The 18,046-nt window shown below is 68.3% G+C and carries 9 protein-coding genes; 8 read left to right on the forward strand and 1 reads right to left on the reverse strand.

Annotated elements, in window-relative coordinates:
- Positions 1-68: 68 nt before the first annotated feature.
- The 5 genes from D7X99_RS15580 (at position 69) to D7X99_RS15600 (ending at position 11,586) form a co-directional block, all read left to right on the forward strand.
- The gene (locus tag D7X99_RS15580; protein ID WP_121778503.1) at positions 69-3,131 is read left to right on the forward strand and encodes an ATP-binding protein; all 3,063 of its coding nucleotides are present in this window, start codon (positions 69-71) and stop codon (positions 3,129-3,131) included.
- An 88-nt stretch (positions 3,132-3,219) separates the two neighbouring features.
- The gene (locus D7X99_RS15585) at positions 3,220-4,161 is read left to right on the forward strand and encodes a DUF808 domain-containing protein (protein ID WP_121778504.1); all 942 of its coding nucleotides are present in this window, start codon (positions 3,220-3,222) and stop codon (positions 4,159-4,161) included.
- Positions 4,162-4,260: 99 nt separating this feature from the next.
- The gene (locus D7X99_RS15590) at positions 4,261-7,560 is read left to right on the forward strand and encodes an Ig-like domain-containing protein (protein WP_147476161.1); all 3,300 of its coding nucleotides are present in this window, start codon (positions 4,261-4,263) and stop codon (positions 7,558-7,560) included.
- 178 nt (positions 7,561-7,738) lie between these two features.
- Positions 7,739-9,406 carry a serine hydrolase gene (locus tag D7X99_RS15595; RefSeq protein ID WP_121778506.1) on the forward strand — a complete coding sequence of 556 codons (1,668 nt, stop codon included), beginning with the start codon at positions 7,739-7,741 and terminating at the stop codon, positions 9,404-9,406.
- Positions 9,407-9,516: 110 nt separating this feature from the next.
- Positions 9,517-11,586, forward strand: a complete 2,070-nt coding sequence (locus D7X99_RS15600) for a PQQ-dependent sugar dehydrogenase (protein ID WP_121778507.1) — start codon at positions 9,517-9,519, stop codon at positions 11,584-11,586.
- Positions 11,587-11,635: 49 nt separating this feature from the next.
- On the opposite strand, the gene ppk2 is transcribed toward D7X99_RS15600, so the two are convergent.
- Positions 11,636-12,436: a polyphosphate kinase 2 gene (gene ppk2 / locus D7X99_RS15605; RefSeq protein WP_121778557.1), complete on the reverse strand. Its 801-nt coding sequence runs from the start codon at positions 12,434-12,436 to the stop codon at positions 11,636-11,638.
- A 223-nt stretch (positions 12,437-12,659) separates the two neighbouring features.
- Between ppk2 and D7X99_RS15610 the strand changes: the two genes are divergently transcribed.
- From D7X99_RS15610 to rbbA, 3 genes are read left to right on the forward strand one after another with little or no spacing between them, the layout of a single operon-like run.
- Entirely contained in the window at positions 12,660-14,234 is a 1,575-nt protein-coding gene (locus D7X99_RS15610) for an efflux transporter outer membrane subunit (protein WP_233613421.1), read from the forward strand.
- A gap of 10 nt (positions 14,235-14,244) precedes the next feature.
- A complete protein-coding gene (locus tag D7X99_RS15615; RefSeq protein WP_121778509.1) occupies positions 14,245-15,255 on the forward strand; it encodes an HlyD family secretion protein in 1,011 nt (336 codons plus the stop codon).
- Between the two features lie 24 nt (positions 15,256-15,279).
- Entirely contained in the window at positions 15,280-18,045 is a 2,766-nt protein-coding gene (rbbA, locus tag D7X99_RS15620) for a ribosome-associated ATPase/putative transporter RbbA (protein WP_121778510.1), read from the forward strand.
- The last annotated feature ends 1 nt before the right edge of the window (position 18,046 follow it).

The raw sequence follows: 18,046 nt of genomic DNA on the forward strand, positions 1-18,046 counted from the left end.
TCGAGGGGCCAACCTTCCTCCCACACGCTCCGCCCGGCCACGGAGCCGTGTGATAACGAACGCGCTCGATGAGCTCCTCGACCTACTCGCGCGCGCCAGCTCCCAGCGACTCCGAGGTGAAGGACACCCCTCACCGCGAGGGCCGGGAGGAGGCCTTCATCCAGCACGGCGGAGAGATGGGCGCCCTGATGCGGGCCCATGACTGGTCCAGCAATTCGCTCGGCCCGCTCGAGCACTGGCCCCAGTCCCTGCGGACCTCCGTCAGCACCATGCTGCGCTCGCCCTACCCCATCATCCTCTTCTGGGGTCCCGAGCTGCGCATGCTCTACAACGACCCGTTCCGGCCCATCCTGGGGGCGAAGCATCCCCAGACGCTGGGCGCGCGCGGAAGCGAGGCGCTCGTCGAGGAGTGGGCGCAGCTGGGGCCTCTGATGCAGCGCGCCCAGGACACGGGCGAGCCCATCTACATCGAGGATGGGAACGTCAACTTCGCGCGCCGCCCCGGTGGCCTGCGGGAGGAGTCCTACTTCACCTGGTCCTACAATCCGACCATCGGCGAGTCGGGAGAAATCGCCGGCCTCTTCGCCATCGCGAGCGAGACGACCCGGCAGGTGGTGGGTGACCGCCGGTTGGGAATCCTCCGGGAGCTGTCCATCCGGATGGCCCTGGACAAGAAGGTCGAGGACATCTTCCGTTCGCTGGAGGAGGTGCTGTCGCAGGCGGCGTACGACGTGCCCTTCTCGCTGCTCTACGTCGTCAAGGCGGAGCAGGCACGTCTGGTCAGCTGCGCGGGCCTGGACCGTGAGGGGATCGCCGCGCCCGCCGCGTTGGCGCTGGACGACACGTCCTCCTGGCCGCTCGCGAGCGTCACGCGGTTCGGGCAGGAGGTCCTGCTCGAGGACCTGCTCCAGCGCTTCGGGCCCCTTCCCGGTGGGCCCTGGCCCGAGCCCACGACGCGAGCGCTCGTCCTCCCGGTGTCCATGGGCGTGGAGACGGAGACCACGGCGGTGCTCGTGGCCGGCCTGAGCCCCCTGCGCGCGCTGGACGACGAGTACCGCGGCTTCCTGCAGCTGCTGGCGCGGCAGCTCAGCGCCAGCATCGCCAGCGCCCGCGCCTATGAGCAGGAGAAGCAGCGGGCGGAGGAGCTGTCCCGGCTGGACGCGGCCAAGACAGCGTTCTTCAGCAATGTCAGCCACGAGTTCCGGACACCGCTCACGCTCATCCTCGGCCCCATCGAGGACGCGCTGGAGAGGACGCCGAAGTCGTTGGAGGGAGAGCCGCTGGAGCTGGTGCGCCGCAATGCCTTGCGGCTCTACAAGATGGTCAACACCCTGCTCGACTTCTCCCGGATGGAGGCGGGACGGGCCCAGGCCCGCTACGTGCCCGTGGACCTGTCTGTCTTCACCACGAACCTCGCGAGCGCCTTCCAGTCCGCGGTGGAGAGCGCGGGCCTGCGGCTGGTGGTGGACTGTCCGCCCCTGCCCGAGCCTCTCTACGTCGACCCGGAGATGTGGGAGAAGGTTGTCCTCAACCTCATCTCCAACGCGGTGAAATACACCTACCACGGGGAGATCCGCGTGAGCCTTCAGTGGGAGGACGCGCAGGCCGTCCTTCGCGTGGAGGACACGGGGGTGGGCATCCCCGAGGAAGAGCTCCCGCGCGTCTTCGAGCGCTTCTACCGCGTCCGGGTCACCCAGGGCCGCAGCCACGAGGGGACGGGCATCGGACTCGCGCTGGTGCAGGAGCTGATGAAACTGCACGGGGGCAGCGTCGCTGTGACGAGCCAGCTGGGAGGGGGCACCACCTTCACCCTGCGGCTGCCGCGGGGGACGGAGCACCTGCCCTCGGAGCGCGTCGAGCGCACCTTCCGGCCAGGGCCGGTCCCCACGGGCGCCATCCCCTTCGTGGAGGAGGCGCGCCGCTGGTCCACGGACGTCAGCGTCACGGACATCGAGGCGCCACCCGCGGCCGCGTCGCTCTCGCCAGAGGTCTCCGCGGAGCTTGCGCGGTCCCGCATCCTCCTGGTGGACGACAACGCCGACCTGCGCGCCTACGTCACGGGTCTGCTCAAGCACGTCTTCCCGCACGTGGAGGCCGCCAGGAACGGGCAGGAGGCGCTGGAGCAGGCGCGCGTCCGGCCACCGGACCTCATCCTCTCCGACGTGATGATGCCGGTGCTGGATGGCTTTGGCCTGGTGCGGGAGCTGCGCGCCGACGAACGCACGCGCGCCATCCCCATCATCCTGCTGTCCGCGCGGGCGGGCGACGAGGCCACGGTGGAGGGCCTGCGAAGTGGCGCGGATGACTACCTGGTGAAGCCCTTCTCCGCGCGCGAGCTGCTGGTGCGGGTGCGCACCCAGCTGGACATGGCTCGCGTGCGCCGGGAGGTGGTCCGCAACGAGGTGGAGAAGGATTCGCTGCGCGAGTCCGTGCGGACGCGGGACGACTTCCTGCGGCTCGCCAGCCACGAGCTGCGCACGCCCGTGAGCGCCCTGTCGCTCAGCATCCAGTCCCTGGTGCGAGGCCTGGACAGCGAGGCTCCGGACGCGAACCCGGAAGCCACGCGGCTCAAGGCGCGGACGACGCAGAAGCACCTCCAGCGCCTGGCGCGACTGGTGGAGCAGCTGGTCGACGTGTCGGAGTTCGTCACCGGACCGCTGGACCTCTCACGTCGGGAGGTCGACCTGGCGGAGCTCGCGGCCACGGTCGTGGCGCGGTCGCGGGAGAAGGCCCTGCGCGCGGACTGCGCCCTCACCCTGGAGGCGCCCCTGCCGGTGGTGGGGAGCTATGACGGCGCGAGGCTGGAGCAGCTGCTCGACAGCCTCCTGGACAACGCCCTCAAGTTCGGGGCGGGCAAGCCCGTGGAGGTCACCGTGGCGCGCGCGGAGGGCCGGGTGAGCCTGGCGGTGCGGGACCATGGCGCGGGCATCGGGCCGGAGGACCAGGAGCGCGTCTTCGGGCGCTTCGAGCGCGCCGTCCCTACCCAGCACCACGGCGGCTTCGGGCTGGGGCTGTGGATGGCCCGCCACATCGCGGAGGCCCACGGAGGGAGCATCCACCTGGAGCCCACGAAGGGCGGCGGCGCCACCTTCACCGCGGTGTTGCCGTGGGAGCTGAACCCGGGAGGGTGACCCGCCGTCGCTGGAGCACGGTTCGTCCAGCTGTGCTAATCCGCGCTGCAGCAGGGTGACGTCCCCCCCCCCAGCCCGGAAGACATCCATGGCAGGCAGCAGCCTGATTGCGCTCATCGACGACATCGCCACCATCCTGGATGACGTCTCCATCCTGACGAAGGTGGCGGCGAAGAAGACGGCGGGGGTGCTGGGCGACGACCTGGCGCTCAACGCGCAGCAGGTGACGGGCGTGAACGCGGACCGCGAGCTGCCCGTGGTGTGGGCGGTGGCGAAGGGCTCGCTGGTCAACAAGGCCATCCTGGTGCCCGCCGCGCTGGCCATCAGCGCGCTGGCGCCCTGGCTGGTGACGCCGCTCCTGATGGTGGGCGGCGCCTTCCTCTGCTTCGAGGGCGCGGAGAAGCTGGCGCACAAGCTCCTGCACGGCAAGGAAGAGGACGAGGCGCACAACGCCGAGCTGCGCAAGACGCTGGAGGACCCGAACCTGGACCGGGTGGCCCTGGAGAAGGACAAGATCAAGGGCGCGGTGCGCACGGACTTCATCCTCTCCGCGGAGATCATCGCCATCACGCTGGGCACCGTGGCGACGGCGGACTTCGCCACCCGCGTCTCGGTGATGGTGGGCATTGCCCTCATCATGACGGTGGGCGTATACGGGCTGGTGGCGGGCATCGTGAAGCTGGACGACGCGGGCCTGTACCTCAGCCGCAAGGGCAGTGGCTTCGCGCAGGGCCTGGGCAGGGGAATCCTCCGCGCGGCGCCGTGGCTGATGAAGTTCCTCTCCGTGGCGGGCACCGCGGCCATGTTCCTGGTGGGCGGCGGCATCCTCGTGCACGGCATCTCCGGCCTGCACCACGCGGAGGAGTCCCTCACCGCGTGGGCCGGGCGCGTCCCGGGCGTGGGCAGCGTCCTGGGCGGGCTCACCCCCATGCTGCTCAACGCCGCGGTGGGACTGGGCGCCGGCGCCCTGCTGGTGGTGCTCTTCACCCTGGGGCAGAAGGTGTTCAAGGGTCGCGGCGCCAAGAAGTAGCCAGGTCCCCCCTCGCCATGGGTGGGATTGCATGAAAGCAGCAATTCATGCAATCACAGGTGTTGGATGTCTTCACGAGTCCAGCAGAGGGGGAGTTCCATGCAAATGCGTTCCTGGCTGCGGGGCAGCCTTGTCTTGTTGTGTCTCAGTTGTGGTCCCACATCGTCGGAAGACGCTCCGGAGCCCGCGCAGGCCCAGGCCCGGACGCAGGCCGAGCAACTGGTCGCGGAGCGCGGCTTCGACCTCCGGGATGTCTCACTGATACCGGATGCGAAGGGCGTGCGGCAGACGCTCCACTTCCGGGGCGTGCCGGTCTGGGGCCTGGAAGCGAAGTCAGCGCTGGGCCAGACCTTCTTCTCCAACGCCCGGTTCCAGCCCACGGGTGCAGTGGAGACGAAGGCCCGGCTCACCGAGGCCCAGGCCCGGGACGCCGCGCTCGCGGCCCTGAAGGACGCCTCCGCGAAGGTGGAGTCCGCGCAGCTCGTGCTCCTGCCCACGGAGGCGCGCCAGCTTCGGAAGGACGCGGCCGCCCCGCGCTTCGCCGGTCCCCGGAACGCCGAGGACTTCGAGCGGGTGGTGACGGGCCTGCGGCTCATCTACCTGCTCAAGCTCGGCGCGGACGGGGACGTGTCGAGGCGCTGGAGCGCGCAGGTGGATGCACGCACCGGAGAGGTGCTGCGCCTGGATCCGCTCGAACACACGGGCGTGCAGGGGACGTTCAAGAAGGCCCGCGGCACGGGTTACTTCGCGGGAGCGGTCAACCTGTCCGTGTTCTCCGAAACCATGGGGGGAGCCACCCGGCTGCGGGACGTGTACAACAATGACTATTACGCCTTTGTCCCGCAGGGGCGGGGCGGCACCTGGCAGCTCTATTACACCCCGGACCTGATCCTGGGTGACGGGCTCCGCTACAGCGGAGGAGGCACGCTCGGAACCAACGGGGAGACCGCGGCGGTGGACGCCTACCACGCCGTGGGACTGGCGTGGTCCGTCTACGTGACCTTCCTGGGGCGCGCGGGCCCGACGGGGGACGGCACACCCTTCGACGTCCAGGTGCACGCCAACGCCGAGAACGCCTTCTATTTCCCCGGACTGCGCAATCCGACGCTCCGGTTCGGCTACCGCTCTCTCAGCGAAAACTCCAAGACCTCGCTCACGACCACCGACATCGTGGCCCACGAGATGGCCCATGACTTCTTCGGCCGGGAGCTGGCGGGCGACCCCTCGAATGTCCCAACGGAGCATTCGGAGCGGGCCGGGCTGAACGAGGGCACGGGGGACATCTTCGGTTTCGTCACCGAGCTGCTGCGCGACGCGAAGCGGACGTCGTCGACGTCGACGAACATCGATGGGGTGGTGGTGAAGCCTTCGAACCTCACCATGGGCGAGGAGACGGGCACCACGTCCCGCAGCCTCCTGGCGCCCCAGTATCCGGAGTGGTTCGACTCCATCGGACAGGCGGACGAGCACTACTCCGGGGGCCCCCTGAGCCGGATGTTCCTGCTGCTGGCTTATGGATGCAGCGCGCAGACCACGAGCCCGTGGCACTGCTGGCTCGTCCCCGAAGGGTTCAGCGGCCTGGGGCCCGCGGAAGCGCTGCGCATCTGGGGGCAGGCGGTTCAGTTGATGCCGTTGGATTCGGACTACCTGCAGGCCCGCCAGGCGGCGCTCGCGGCGGCGACCGCGCGGGACGGCGTGCTGAACGGCAACCGGATGAAGACCGTGGCGCGCGCGTTCGCGGCCGTCAACGTCGGCTACGCGCCGGACTCGGTGCCTCCGCAGACGACGCTGAGCTGCCGGCAGGTGAACCAGGACATCGAATGCACCGGCACCATCACCGACGCCGAAGTGCCGGACCAGTACACCACCGCGCCGCGGCTGGTGGTGGACGGCGGCGCGCAGATCAAGACGCTGTCCGGATGGACGTTCACGCAGGTCCTGCCGGGCGCCGCGCTGGCCCATGGCAATCACTCCATCCAACTGCAGGCATGGGACTTCTGGGGGAACCTGGCCACGAAGACGGTGACGGTCGCGATGGACAAGCAGGCGCCCACCTTCTCCTTCCTCCGCTCCGGTTCGCCGAAGCAGCCCCGCTACTCCGTCACCCCGAGCGACCCCTCCGGAATCCTCTCCGTGGACTTCGGCGCCGACGGACAGTTCATGTACGGCATCTTCGTGCCGCCGTACGAGCAGGAGCTGGACACCTCCACCTGGACGGATGGAACCCATGACGTGTTCATCCGGGTTTACGACACGTACATGAACGCCGCCGTCCAGCATGCCGCCTTGAAGGTGGACAACACGCCGCCCATCGTGACGATGACGGTGGCGGCGGGGACCGAGTCGCCGTTCCAGGTGAATGTCTCCGTGACGGACATCTCCGCGGTGGCACGGGTGGACTTCAAGGTGGACGGACTTGTTTTCGCCACGCGGACGAACGAAGCCACGACGTACCAGGCCAGCTACACGCCCCTGGATCCGCTGGCCCACAACATCACCGTGGAGGTGACGGATGCCTTCGGCAACAAGGGCACCACGTCCAGGGCAGCCCCGCTCGACACCACGCCCCCGGCGGTGAGCTTCGCCAAGACACAGCCAGGCTCGCTGGTGCGGCTGATGGTCAGCGCGACGGATGGCTGTGGCGTTGAGTATCCGTATGCGCTGTATGTGGACGGGACGCTGGTGGCGCAGCCCACGACGCCGTCCTACGTGCTGGAGTTCGGGGAATCGATGGCTGCGGGGACGCACACGTTCCAGGCAATCGTCCGCGATGCGTGCGGCAACACGGCGAACTTCCAGACAGCGTTCATCAAGGACCTCACCCCGCCGGTCATCACAGGCATCACCCGGGACGACACCCAGCCGAAGAAGCCGAAGTTCACCGTGCAGTGCACGGACACGGAGGGCGTGCACCACGTGGAGCTGCGCGAGGGGGGCGTCGTCACCCAGACGGACACCACCGCGCCCTATGAGTTCGTGGTCGACACCACGGGCCGCGCGGACGGTGATTACTCGCTGCTGTTCCAATGCACGGACATCAACGGAGTCTCCAGCTCGCCGGAGACGCGCACGGTGACGGCGGACAACACGGGGCCCACCCTCAACCTCACGGTCTATGGCGCGGGCCGCTCGTACCTCGTCTCCGCGGAGCCCGTGAGCGACCCTCGCGGCATCCAGTCCGTCAACATCACGGGAGGCCTGATCCCCGGCTTCAACGTCACGCTGACTCAGGCCCCCTGGTCCGTGCAGTGGACCATCCCGGGCACCGCCTCCGTCCAGACGGACCTGCCGTTCTCGGTCACCGCCAAGGACAAGTGGGGAAACACGTCCAGCAAGTTGCTGTATTGCGCGGTGAATACCGCCTCCACCGGGGCGCAATACCGGACCTGCCACTTGTGAGCTGACACGGCCGGGGAGCATGAATGGGCATGCTCCCCGGCCGCGCTGACAGACGGCCCGTTCGCCGCACGGAGGTGCCCGTTCGCCGCGGGCCCGTCCCCACCGGCTGAACACTCCCCCAGCGTGGCGGCAGCGAAGGCAGGGTGCCCCCGGTCACCTCTTGCCCTGGAAGCGCTCCATGCCACGCAAGCTGCTCATGTCGTCGTTCTTGTTCGCCGCGCTCACGTGCGCCCCGGCCCTGGCCGCGAACCCCCTGCCCAAGGACCGCCACAAGCAGGTGGATGCCCTCTTCTCGCAGTGGAACAACAAGACCCAGCCCGGCTGCGCCGTGGGCATCTCACGCGACGGAGCGCTGGACTACGCGCGAGGCTACGGCACGGCGGACCTGGAGCACGACGTCCCGGTCACGCCGCGTTCGGTCTTCTCCATCGCCTCCATCTCCAAGCAGTTCACTGCCTTCTCGATTGGGATGCTGGCGCAGGAGGGCAAGCTCTCGCTGGACGACGACATCCGCAAGCACGTGCCGGAGCTGCCCGTGTATGGAAAAACCATCACGCTCGCGCACCTGATGCATCACACCAACGGGCTGCGTGAGCAGGGACAGTTGCTGAGCCTGGCGGGCTGGCGCGGTGATGATGTCTCTACCGAAGCAGACATCCTCTGGGCGCTGGGCCGGCAACGCGGCGTGAACTTCGAACCGGGCGCGGAGGTCCTGTATGGCAATGCCGCCTACACGTTGCTGGCGCTCGTGGTGAAGCGCGTCTCCGGTCAGCCGCTGCGAGCCTTCACCGACGAGCGCATCTTCAAGCCGCTCGGCATGACCGACACCCGCTTCCGCGAGGACCACACCGAGCTCTTTTCCCGGCGCGCCTGGGGCTACACCTCCCGCGACGGCGGTGGCTGGCGCCTCAGCGTCTCCAATTCCGACCATCATGGCGCGAGCAACCTCTTCTCCACGATTGGCGACCTGCTGAAGTGGCAGCAGAACCTGCTCGACGCACGCGTCGGTGGGCAGGCGCTGATCGAATTGGTGCGGACCTCCGGCAAATTGAACGACGGCACCGCGACAGGCTACGGCGGCGGCCTGCGGTTGGCGGGGTATCGCGGCCTGGACATGGTGAGCCACGACGGCATGGACGGCGGCTACCGCACGGAGTCCCTCCTCTTTCCTGCGCAGCGGGTCGCCATCGTCACGCTCTGCAACAGCGGCAACATCGACGCGGGTGAGCTCGCACGGAAGGTCGCCGACGTGTACCTGGGGGCGCACATGAAGGACGAAGTGCCGCCCCCCATGAAGGTGGCGGAGACGGAGCTGTCGGCACTGGCCGGCGACTACTGGAGCCCCCTGACGGATGAAGTGGTGCGCCTGGAGTTCAAGGACGGAGCGCTGCGCCAGGTGGGCGTGCCCAAGCCCTTCGTGCCCATGGGCGATGGCGCGTTCCGTCCAGGCGAGTCGACGCATGTCTGGCGCTTCTCGGGCCCACGCGAGCTGAGCATCCGGGACTTCTGGCCGACGACGAGACCCTTCATCCGCGTGACCGCGCCGGAGCCCACGGCGTTGGCGACGTTCGCGGGGCAGTACCGCAGCGAGGAGGTCGACATGACCTACACGGTGCGCGTCGTGGACGGGAAGCTGGCCATCCGCTGGCCTCGCCGGGACGAGGTGGTGCTGGATGCGGTCGGCGGGGACCATTTCGTCGGGTCGCTCGGCACGGTCACGTTCACGCGGGCGGCCTCCGGCGGAATCAACGGGTTGACCATCAGCAGCCGCCGCCTGCGCCGGTTCCGCGCGGAGCGGCTTGAGAGAGCGGAGGCGGTGAGGGCGGCTTCGACGGCAGGCAATTGAACCTGGGGGCGTGTTGATAGCCGCTCAACATCGGCCGACGCGTGCCAGAGAGTTCACTTGAGGCCTTTCATGGATTCCGTGAAAGAGGCGGAATGCCAAGGAGCGCCTCAATGAATGTTCGTCACCTACTGGCCGGAGTCCTGGTCACCGTCACTGCTTGTGGAGAAAAGCCGGAGGAAGGCCCCGAACTCCAGACACAGACCGCCGCGGTGGTCGCCGGCTCTCGGCTCATCAGCACGCAGTCCGGCCGCTGCCTCGACGTGGCGGGGAACAGCCAGACCGCGGGGCAGGAGCTGCACATCTATGACTGCCACAGCCAGGACAACCAGCGGTTCCTCTTCACGCCGGAAGGCGAGCTGCGCGCGTTCGGTGGCTCGTGGTGCGTCCAGCCGGAGACCTCCAGCTCCGGTGCCCGGGCCGTCATCGCCGCCTGCAATGGGACGGCGAATCAGCGGTGGGTCCGCAACACCGCCGGCGCGGTGATCCACACGGCGACCTCGCTGTGCCTGGACGTGTCCGGTCAGGCCACCGCCAACAGCTCGAAGGTCATCGTCTGGACCTGCAACGCCCAGACGAACCAGCAGTGGTCGCTGCCGGCCGACACCCAGGCGCCCACCGTGCCCACGGGGCTCGCGCTGTCCAACGTGACGTGCAACTCGGCCACGCTGTCGTGGACGCCGTCCACGGACAACCAGGGCGTCGCCTTCTACGACGTCTACCATGACGGCCAGCTGATGAAGTCCGTCTCCGGCGCCACGGTGTCCACCGGGCTGACCGTGGTCCCCGGCGTGACCTGGGGCCTGTATGTGAATGCGCGAGACGCGGTGGGCAATGTCTCCCAGGGCAGCGCCACGCTCTCCATCACCCCGCCGCAGTGCCAGGCGGACACGCAGGCTCCCAGCATCCCGACTGGCGTCACCGCCGCCGCGTCCGGCACCAGCGTGACGGTGAACTGGACCGCGTCCACCGACAACGTGGGCGTGAGCGCGTATGACGTGTTCCGGGGCGGCGTGAAGATTGGCACCGTGGCGGGCTCTCCGCCCGGGACGTCCTTCGTCGACAGCGGCCTGTCCGCGAACACGGCCTACACCTATGCCGTGCTCGCCCGCGACGCCCAGGCCAACGCGTCCGCCCAGAGCGCGTCCGTGACGGTCACCACCGGTCAGGCCTGCGCGAACGCCGTCTGCTCCGTCATCCAGGTCGCCACCGACACGGACATCCCGTGGGGCCTGGTGAACCTGCCGGACGGCACGGTGCTCTACGGCCGCCGCGACGCGCAGAACGTCGTTCGCCTGGACCCGGCGACGGGACAGAAGACGTCCGTGGGCACCATCCCCAACGTGCAGAGCACCGACGGCGAGGGCGGCCTGATGGGGCTGGCACTTTCCCCCAACTTCTCCACCGACCGCTGGCTGTACGTGATGCACACCTCCCCCACCGACAACCGCATCGTGCGGCTGCGGTATGAGAACGGCGCCCTCAACACCGCGTCGCTCCAGGTGCTGCTCCAGGGCATTGGCCGCAACAAGTTCCACAACGGCGGGCGGCTGCGCTTTGGCCCGGACGGGAAGCTCTACGCGTCCACGGGTGATGCCCAGAACGGCGCCTACGCGCAGGACATCAACAACCTGGCCGGCAAGGTGCTGCGCCTCAACGCGGACGGCACCGTCCCGTCCGACAACCCCTTCGGCAACTACGTGTGGAGCTACGGCCACCGCAACCCGCAGGGCCTGGCGTTCGACTCGCAGGGCCGGCTGTGGGAGCAGGAGTTCGGCAACTCCGTGATGGACGAGACCAACCTCATCCAGAAGGGCGGCAACTACGGCTGGCCCAACTGCGAGGGCACGGTGTCCCAGGGCGGTTCGGGCTGCGCGACGGCCGGGTACATCGCGCCGAAGCAGACCTACTCCACGGCGGACGGTTCGTGCTCCGGCATCGCGGTGGTGCGCGACGTCCTCTACGTGGCCTGCGCCCGCGGCACGCGCCTCTACCGCGAGGTCATCAGCGGCACCAGCCTGACCAACGTGCAGCAGTTCTTCGTCGGCACCTACGGCCGGCTGCGCACCGTGGAGCCGACTCCGGACGGCAACCTCTGGATGACCACCACCAACCAGGGTGACAAGGACAGCATCCCCGACAACAGCAACGAGCGGATCTTCCGCGTCGTGCTGGGTCAGTAGCGAGCAGGGCAGCGCCGCGCCGTGACGAGGGCACAGCTCGTCACGGCGCTCAGTACCGCTCGGGGATGAAGTTCCGCCCCTTGAGCGAAGCGCCGTCGTCGTACGCGCCATGCTTGGAGCGGGGGGGCAGCTTCACCTTGGCGCGCTTCACCTTCTCGTACGGAATCTTCTCCAGCAGGAAGCGGATGCAGTTGAGCCGCGCCTTCTTTTTATTGTCGGACCGCAGGATGTGCCAGGGCGCGAAGGGCGTGTCCGTCGCGGCCAGCATCTGGTCCCTCGCCTTGGAGTAGTCGTACCAGCGCTTCCAGGACTTGATGTCCATGGGGCTGAGCTTCCACTGCCGCAGGGGGTCGTCGATCCGCGCCGCGAACCGCCGCGCCTGCTCCTCCTTGCCGACCTCCAGCCAGATCTTCAGCAGGAGGATTCCGCTGTCGACCATGTACTGCTCGAACACGGGGCAGCCCATCAGGAAGCGCTCGTGCTCTTCGGGAGTGCAGAAGCCCATCACGGGCTCGACGCCGGCCCGGTTGTACCAACTGCGGTCGAAGATCACGATCTCGCCTGCCGCGGGGAAATGCGGCACGTACCGCTGAAGGTACATCTGGGACTTCTCCCGGCTCGAAGGCGCCGGGAGGGCCACCACGCGAAACACCCGGGGACTCACCCGTTCGGTGATGGCGCGAATCGTTCCGCCCTTCCCCGCCGCGTCCCTGCCTTCGAACACCACGATGACACGCATCTGCGCGTGCTTGACCCACTCCTGAAGCTGGCAGAGCTGGGACTGGAGCTTGCGGAGTTCCTGGGTATAGGCCTTGCGCTTCAAGGGCTCTTTGGGGGTGTCCTGTGCCATGGACATAGGGTTGTGCGGCCCCCCGGCACGCGCAATGTCAGACGTGCGCACGGTGCGTGCGGATGACAGCCACGCCGTCCCCGGGTCGGTGTCTGGTATGGGCCGGCGGACATTGAACACTGCCCCCTGGGGCATTCGCACGGCTCGTACTTCCGCGCGCTTCACCCCGTGCGGACTCTGCCCACCCATCGAGGTGTAGCGGATGCGGGGGACGGCCAACGCCATGCAGGGGATGAAATCCTTCGTCAGCACCGTCTCCCTGCTCAGCATCCTCGCCGGGTGCGCGGTCGGCCCCGACTTCAAGAAGCCCGAGGCCGCGGTCGCGAAGGAGTGGCGCACCCAGGGCGACCCGCGCCTGTCGACACAGGGCGCGGTCGACACCCAATGGTGGAAGTCGTTTGGCGATCCCTCGCTGGACCGGCTCGTCGAGCTCGCCGCCAGGCAGAACCTGCCGCTGCAGATTTCGGGGCTGCGAATCGTCGAGGCGCGCGCCCAGCTGGCCATCCTCACCGGCCGGCAGTATCCGCAGGTCCAGGCCCTCTCCGCCAGCGGCGCCGCGGTGGGGCGCAGTGAGAACTCCGCCGCGGCCAACCCCATCAACTTGCAGAACCTGGGCTCCATCGACCGTCACTTCCTGGAGTACCAGCTGGGCTTCGACGCGCTGTGGGAGGTGGACTTCTGGGGCAAGTACCGGCGGGGCGTGGAGGCGGGGGCCGCGGGCCTGCTCGCGTCGGTGGCGGACTACCAGTCCTCGGTCGTCTCGCTCACCGCGGAGGTCGCGCGCACCTATGTCCTGGTCCGCACGTACGAGGTGCTCATCGAACAGGCGCGGGAGAACGTGCGGATCCAGGAGGAGGGTTACCGGATCGCCGAGTCGCGCTTCAGCAACGGCGTCACCTCGGAGCTGGATGTGACGCAGGCCTCGACCCTGCTGGAGAGCACCCGGGCCACCATCCCCCAGCTGGAAGCCGGGCTGGAGCAGGCTCGCAACGCCATGAGCACGCTCCTGGGCCAGCCCACGGGCGAGGTGGAGGCGCTGCTGGCGGGCCCCAAGCATATTCCCATTGCGCCCGCGACGGTGGCCGTCGGCATGCCGGCTGAAATCCTGCGGCGGCGCCCGGATGTCCGCAGCGCGGAGCTGTCCGCCGCCGCGCAGTGCGCCCGGATTGGCGTCGCGGAGGCGGAGCTCTATCCGAGCTTCTCCCTCTTCGGGAGCATCGGGCTCCAGGCGAGCACCAGTGCCGCGGCCTCCGGCAATCTCTTCTCCCTGGGCAGCCTCTTCTATTCCGTGGGCCCCCGGATCGTCTTTCCCTTCCTGAACTACGGCCGCCTGAAGAACGGGGTGCGGGTCGAGGACGCGCGGTTCCAGCAATTGCTCGTCAACTACCGCCACACGGTGCTCAAGGCGGCCCAGGAGGTGGCGGACGCCCTGACGGGGTTCATCCACGCCCAGCAGGCCATGACCTTCCAGCAGGCCGCGGTGAAGTCCGCGCAGCGGTCGGTGGAGCTCGCGTTGGTGCAGTACCGCGAAGGCGCCGTGGATTATCAGCGCGTGCTGGACGCGCAACGGTCGCTCCTGGAACAGCAGAACAACCTGGCCCAGACGAGCTCCTCCATCGCCACGAACCTGGTCGCCCTCTACAAGGCGCTGGGCGGAGGCTGGGAGGTCCGCCGCGACCAGCCCATCGTGCCAGAGCCGATGCAGGCGGAGATGGAGCAGCGGACCCACTGGGGCGACATGCTGTCCAAGCCGCGGACGCAAGAAACCAAGACGGTCTCGCAACCCGTCAAGCCATAGAGAGTCCGCCATGCCCTGGAAGCCGAAAGGGAAATACAAGTGGGTCATTGGGCTGGTCGCCCTCGCGATCATCGCGTTCATCGGCTTCAAGTATTGGAAGGGGAAGAAGTCCGCGCTGCCGGAGGGAATCGTCTCGGGCAACGGCCGCATCGAGTCGAAGCTGGCGGATGTCTCCGCGAAGGAGCCCCTGCGGGTGAAGGAGGTCCTCGTCAACGAAGGCGACCTCGTCAAGCCAGGGCAGGTGCTGGTGCACCTGGACACCACCACGCTGGAGTCCAGCCTGGCGGAGGCCAACGCGAACGTCGCTGCCACGCAGGAGAAGCTGGCGGTGGCCGAGGCGGGCATCGTCAAAACGAAGAGTGAAATCGAGCTCGCCACCATCGAGGCCGAGCGCTCCCGGAGGCTGGTGTCGCAAGGCGCCGGCTCGCAGCGGGACGTGGACGTTCGGGCGAGCCAGCTGGAGACCGCCCGGGCCAGCCTGGCGGAAGCAGAGGCCACGCTGAAGACCTCGCGGGAGGAGATCGAAGTGGCGCGAGCCAACGCGGCGACGATTCAAACGCGCATCGCCGACGCGACGCTCAAGTCTCCGGTGACGGGCCGCGTCCTCTACCGCCTCGCCGAGCCCGGCGAGGTGCTGTCGCCCGGCGGACCGGCGCTGACGCTCGTGAACCTGGAGGACGTCTTCATGGAGATCTTCCTGCCCGCGAGCGAGGCCGCCCGCGTGAAGATTGGCTCCGAGGCGCGCCTCACCGTCGACTTCGAGCCCGACCGCTCCATCCCCGGCTATGTGTCCTTCGTGTCACCGGAAGCGCAGTTCACCCCCAAGCAGGTGGAGACGAAGAGCGAGCGGGAGAAGCTGGTGTTCCGCCTGAAGCTCCAGGTCCCCCGCGAGCTGGCCAGCCGCTACGTCGAGCGCATCAAGACCGGCATTCGCGGCGTCGGCTACGTCAAGGTGGACCCTGCCGCTGCGTGGCCTTCCCGGCTGCAAAACGTCGTCACCGCGGAATCCGAACCCCACTAGCCGGCGACAAGAGAGGGCCCAGGCATGGTCTCCAGCCGGCTCGTGGTCTCCATCCAGGACGTGACCCACCGCTACGGCAAGGCCGTCGCGCTCGACGGCATCTCGCTCGACGTCCCCAGCGGCATCCGGGTGGGAATCGTGGGGCCTGACGGCGTGGGTAAATCCACGCTGATGGCCCTGGTGGCGGGCGCCAAGAAGATGCAGCAGGGGCGCGTGAGGGTTCTGGACGGGGACATCGCGGACGCCCGGCACCGGCGCGAAGTGGGGCCGCGCATCGCGTACATGCCGCAGGGCCTGGGCAAGAACCTCTACCTGGAGCTCAGCGTCTACGACAACGTGGACTTCATGGCCCGGCTCTTCGGGCTGTCCCCCGAGGAGCGCAAGGTGCGCGTCCCGGAGCTGCTCGCGGCCACCGGGTTGGGAAAGTTCGCGGAGCGCCCCGCCGGCAAGCTCTCCGGCGGCATGAAGCAGAAGGTGGGGCTGTGCGGCGCGCTGGTGCACGACCCGGACCTGCTCATCCTCGACGAGCCCACCACCGGCGTGGACCCGCTCTCACGGCGGCAGTTCTGGAGCCTCATCGATGAGATCCGCGCCGGGCGCCCCGGCATGAGCGTCATCATCTCCACTGCGTACATGGACGAGGCGCAGCAGTGGGATTGGATCGTGGCCATGGACGCGGGCCGCGTGCTGGCGACGGGGACTCCCGCGGAGCTGATGGAGCGCACAGGCACCCAGGACCTGGAGAAGTGCTTCATCGCGCTGCTGCCCGAGGAGAAGCGCAGGGGCCACAAGGAGATCACCATCCCGCCCCGTCCCCCGGGCAAGGCGGAGCTGGCCATCGAGGCCCACGGACTGACCCGCCGCTTCGGGACCTTCACCGCCGTCGACCACGTCACCCTGTCCATCGAGCGCGGTGAGATCTTCGGCTTCCTGGGCTCCAACGGCTGCGGCAAGTCCACGACCATGAAGATGCTGACCGGCCTGCTGCCTCCCACGGAGGGGACGGCGAAGCTCTTCGGCAGCTCCGTGGACGCAGGCAGCATGGAGGTGCGCAAGAACCTGGGCTACATGACGCAGGCGTTCTCGCTCTACGGCGAGCTGAGCGTTCAGCAGAACCTGGTCCTGCACGCCCGGCTCTACCACCTGCCTCCAGACAAGGCGAAGGCGCGCATCGACGAGCTGGTCGAGCGGTTCGGACTGGGCGCGCACCTGGAGGCGTTGGCCGGAGACCTGCCCATGGGCCTGCGCCAGCGGCTCTCGCTGGCCGTCGCCGTGCTGCACGGGCCGCAGATCCTCATCCTGGACGAGCCCACGTCGGGAGTGGATCCGGTCGCCCGGGACAGCTTCTGGGAGCTGTTGATCGACCTGTCTCGCAAGCAGGGCGTCACCATCTTCGTGACCACGCACTTCATGAACGAGGGGATGCGCTGCGACCGCATCTCCCTCATGAACGCGGGCAAGGTGCTGGCGGCGGACAGCCCCCAGAAGCTCATCGAAGCCCGGAACGCGGACAGCCTGGAGACCGCCTTCATCGGCTACATGGAAGACGCCATCGCCGAGAAGGCTCGCGCCGAGGGCAAGGACGCGACTCCCGCCCCCACGCCCGAAGCCGCCCCACCCCAGCCCACGGCCGCGCCACGGGCGGACCGGGCCGGACTCCGGCTGCGTCTGGGCCGGATGCTCGCGTATGCCTCCAACGAGACCAGTCAGATTCTGCGCGACAAGGTCCGGCTGGCGTTCGCCTTCATCGGTTCGGCGGTGTTGATGCTCGTCTTCGGCTTCGGCATCACGACCGACGTCGAGAACATCCGCTATGCCGCGCTGGACCTCGACCAGTCGCCCGAGAGCCGCGCGTACCTGGAACAGTTCAGCGCGGCGAAGCCCTACTTCGCCCCGACCCCGCCCGCCCCGTCCGCGGACGAGGCGCTCCGCCGGCTCCAGTCAGACGACGTCTCGGTGGTGATGGAGATTCCGCCCCGCTTCGGTCTGAACCTCCGCCGGGGCTCCGGCCCCGAGGTGCTGGCGCAGGTGGACGGCGCCATGACCTTCCGTGGCGACACCGTGGAGCAATACGTCCAGGGGGTCCACAACCGGATGCTCCGGGATCCCGCGAGCGGCTTCCACTCCGCCAGCGCGCAGAAGTCCACGGCCAACATCGAAGAGCGCTACCTCTACAACCCCACCTTCAAGAGCATCTACTCCATCGTGCCGAGCGTCCCGGCGCTGCTGTTGCTGCTCATCCCGGCCATCCTCATGACGGTCAGCATCGTGCGTGAGAAGGAGCTGGGGTCCATCATCAACTTCTATGTCACGCCCACGGGGCGGCTGGAGTACCTGCTTGGAAAGCAGCTGCCCTACGTGGTCATCGGCATGGCCAACTTCTTCATCCTGACCGCGCTGGCGCTGGTCGTCTTCGGAGTCCCCATGAAGGGCAGCTTCCTGATGTTGGTGGTCTGCGCCCTGTTCTACGTCATGGCGACGACAGGCATTGGGATGGTGACATCCACCTTCACCGGCAGCCAGGTCGCGGCCGTCTTCGTCACGGCCATCCTGACCATCGTGCCGACCATCCAGTTCTCCGGCCTGTTGCAGCCGGTCTCCACGCTCCAGGGTGGGGCCAAGGTCGTCGGCTCCATCTGGCCGGCCACCTATTACATGCACGCCAGCCTGGGCGCCTTCACCAAGGGATTGGGCGCGGGCCTCATCCTGCGGGACGTCGCCTTCCTGGCCGTGTGCGTCCCCCTCCTTCTGGCCATCAGCGTCCTCGGCCTGAGAAAGCAGGAGAAATAGC

Source organism: Corallococcus sp. AB032C, from assembly GCF_003668935.1.
Classification (GTDB): domain Bacteria; phylum Myxococcota; class Myxococcia; order Myxococcales; family Myxococcaceae; genus Corallococcus; species Corallococcus exiguus.

Coding starts and splice junctions, on each gene's coding strand:
- D7X99_RS15590 (WP_147476161.1), top strand. CDS start 4,261: ATGCAAATGCGTTCCTGGCTGCGGGGCAGCCTTGTCTTGTTGTGTCTC.
- D7X99_RS15585 (WP_121778504.1), top strand. CDS start 3,220: ATGGCAGGCAGCAGCCTGATTGCGCTCATCGACGACATCGCCACCATC.
- D7X99_RS15580 (WP_121778503.1), top strand. CDS start 69: ATGAGCTCCTCGACCTACTCGCGCGCGCCAGCTCCCAGCGACTCCGAG.
- ppk2 (WP_121778557.1), bottom strand. CDS start 12,436: ATGGCACAGGACACCCCCAAAGAGCCCTTGAAGCGCAAGGCCTATACC.
- D7X99_RS15615 (WP_121778509.1), top strand. CDS start 14,245: ATGCCCTGGAAGCCGAAAGGGAAATACAAGTGGGTCATTGGGCTGGTC.
- rbbA (WP_121778510.1), top strand. CDS start 15,280: ATGGTCTCCAGCCGGCTCGTGGTCTCCATCCAGGACGTGACCCACCGC.
- D7X99_RS15600 (WP_121778507.1), top strand. CDS start 9,517: ATGAATGTTCGTCACCTACTGGCCGGAGTCCTGGTCACCGTCACTGCT.
- D7X99_RS15610 (WP_233613421.1), top strand. CDS start 12,660: ATGCAGGGGATGAAATCCTTCGTCAGCACCGTCTCCCTGCTCAGCATC.
- D7X99_RS15595 (WP_121778506.1), top strand. CDS start 7,739: ATGCCACGCAAGCTGCTCATGTCGTCGTTCTTGTTCGCCGCGCTCACG.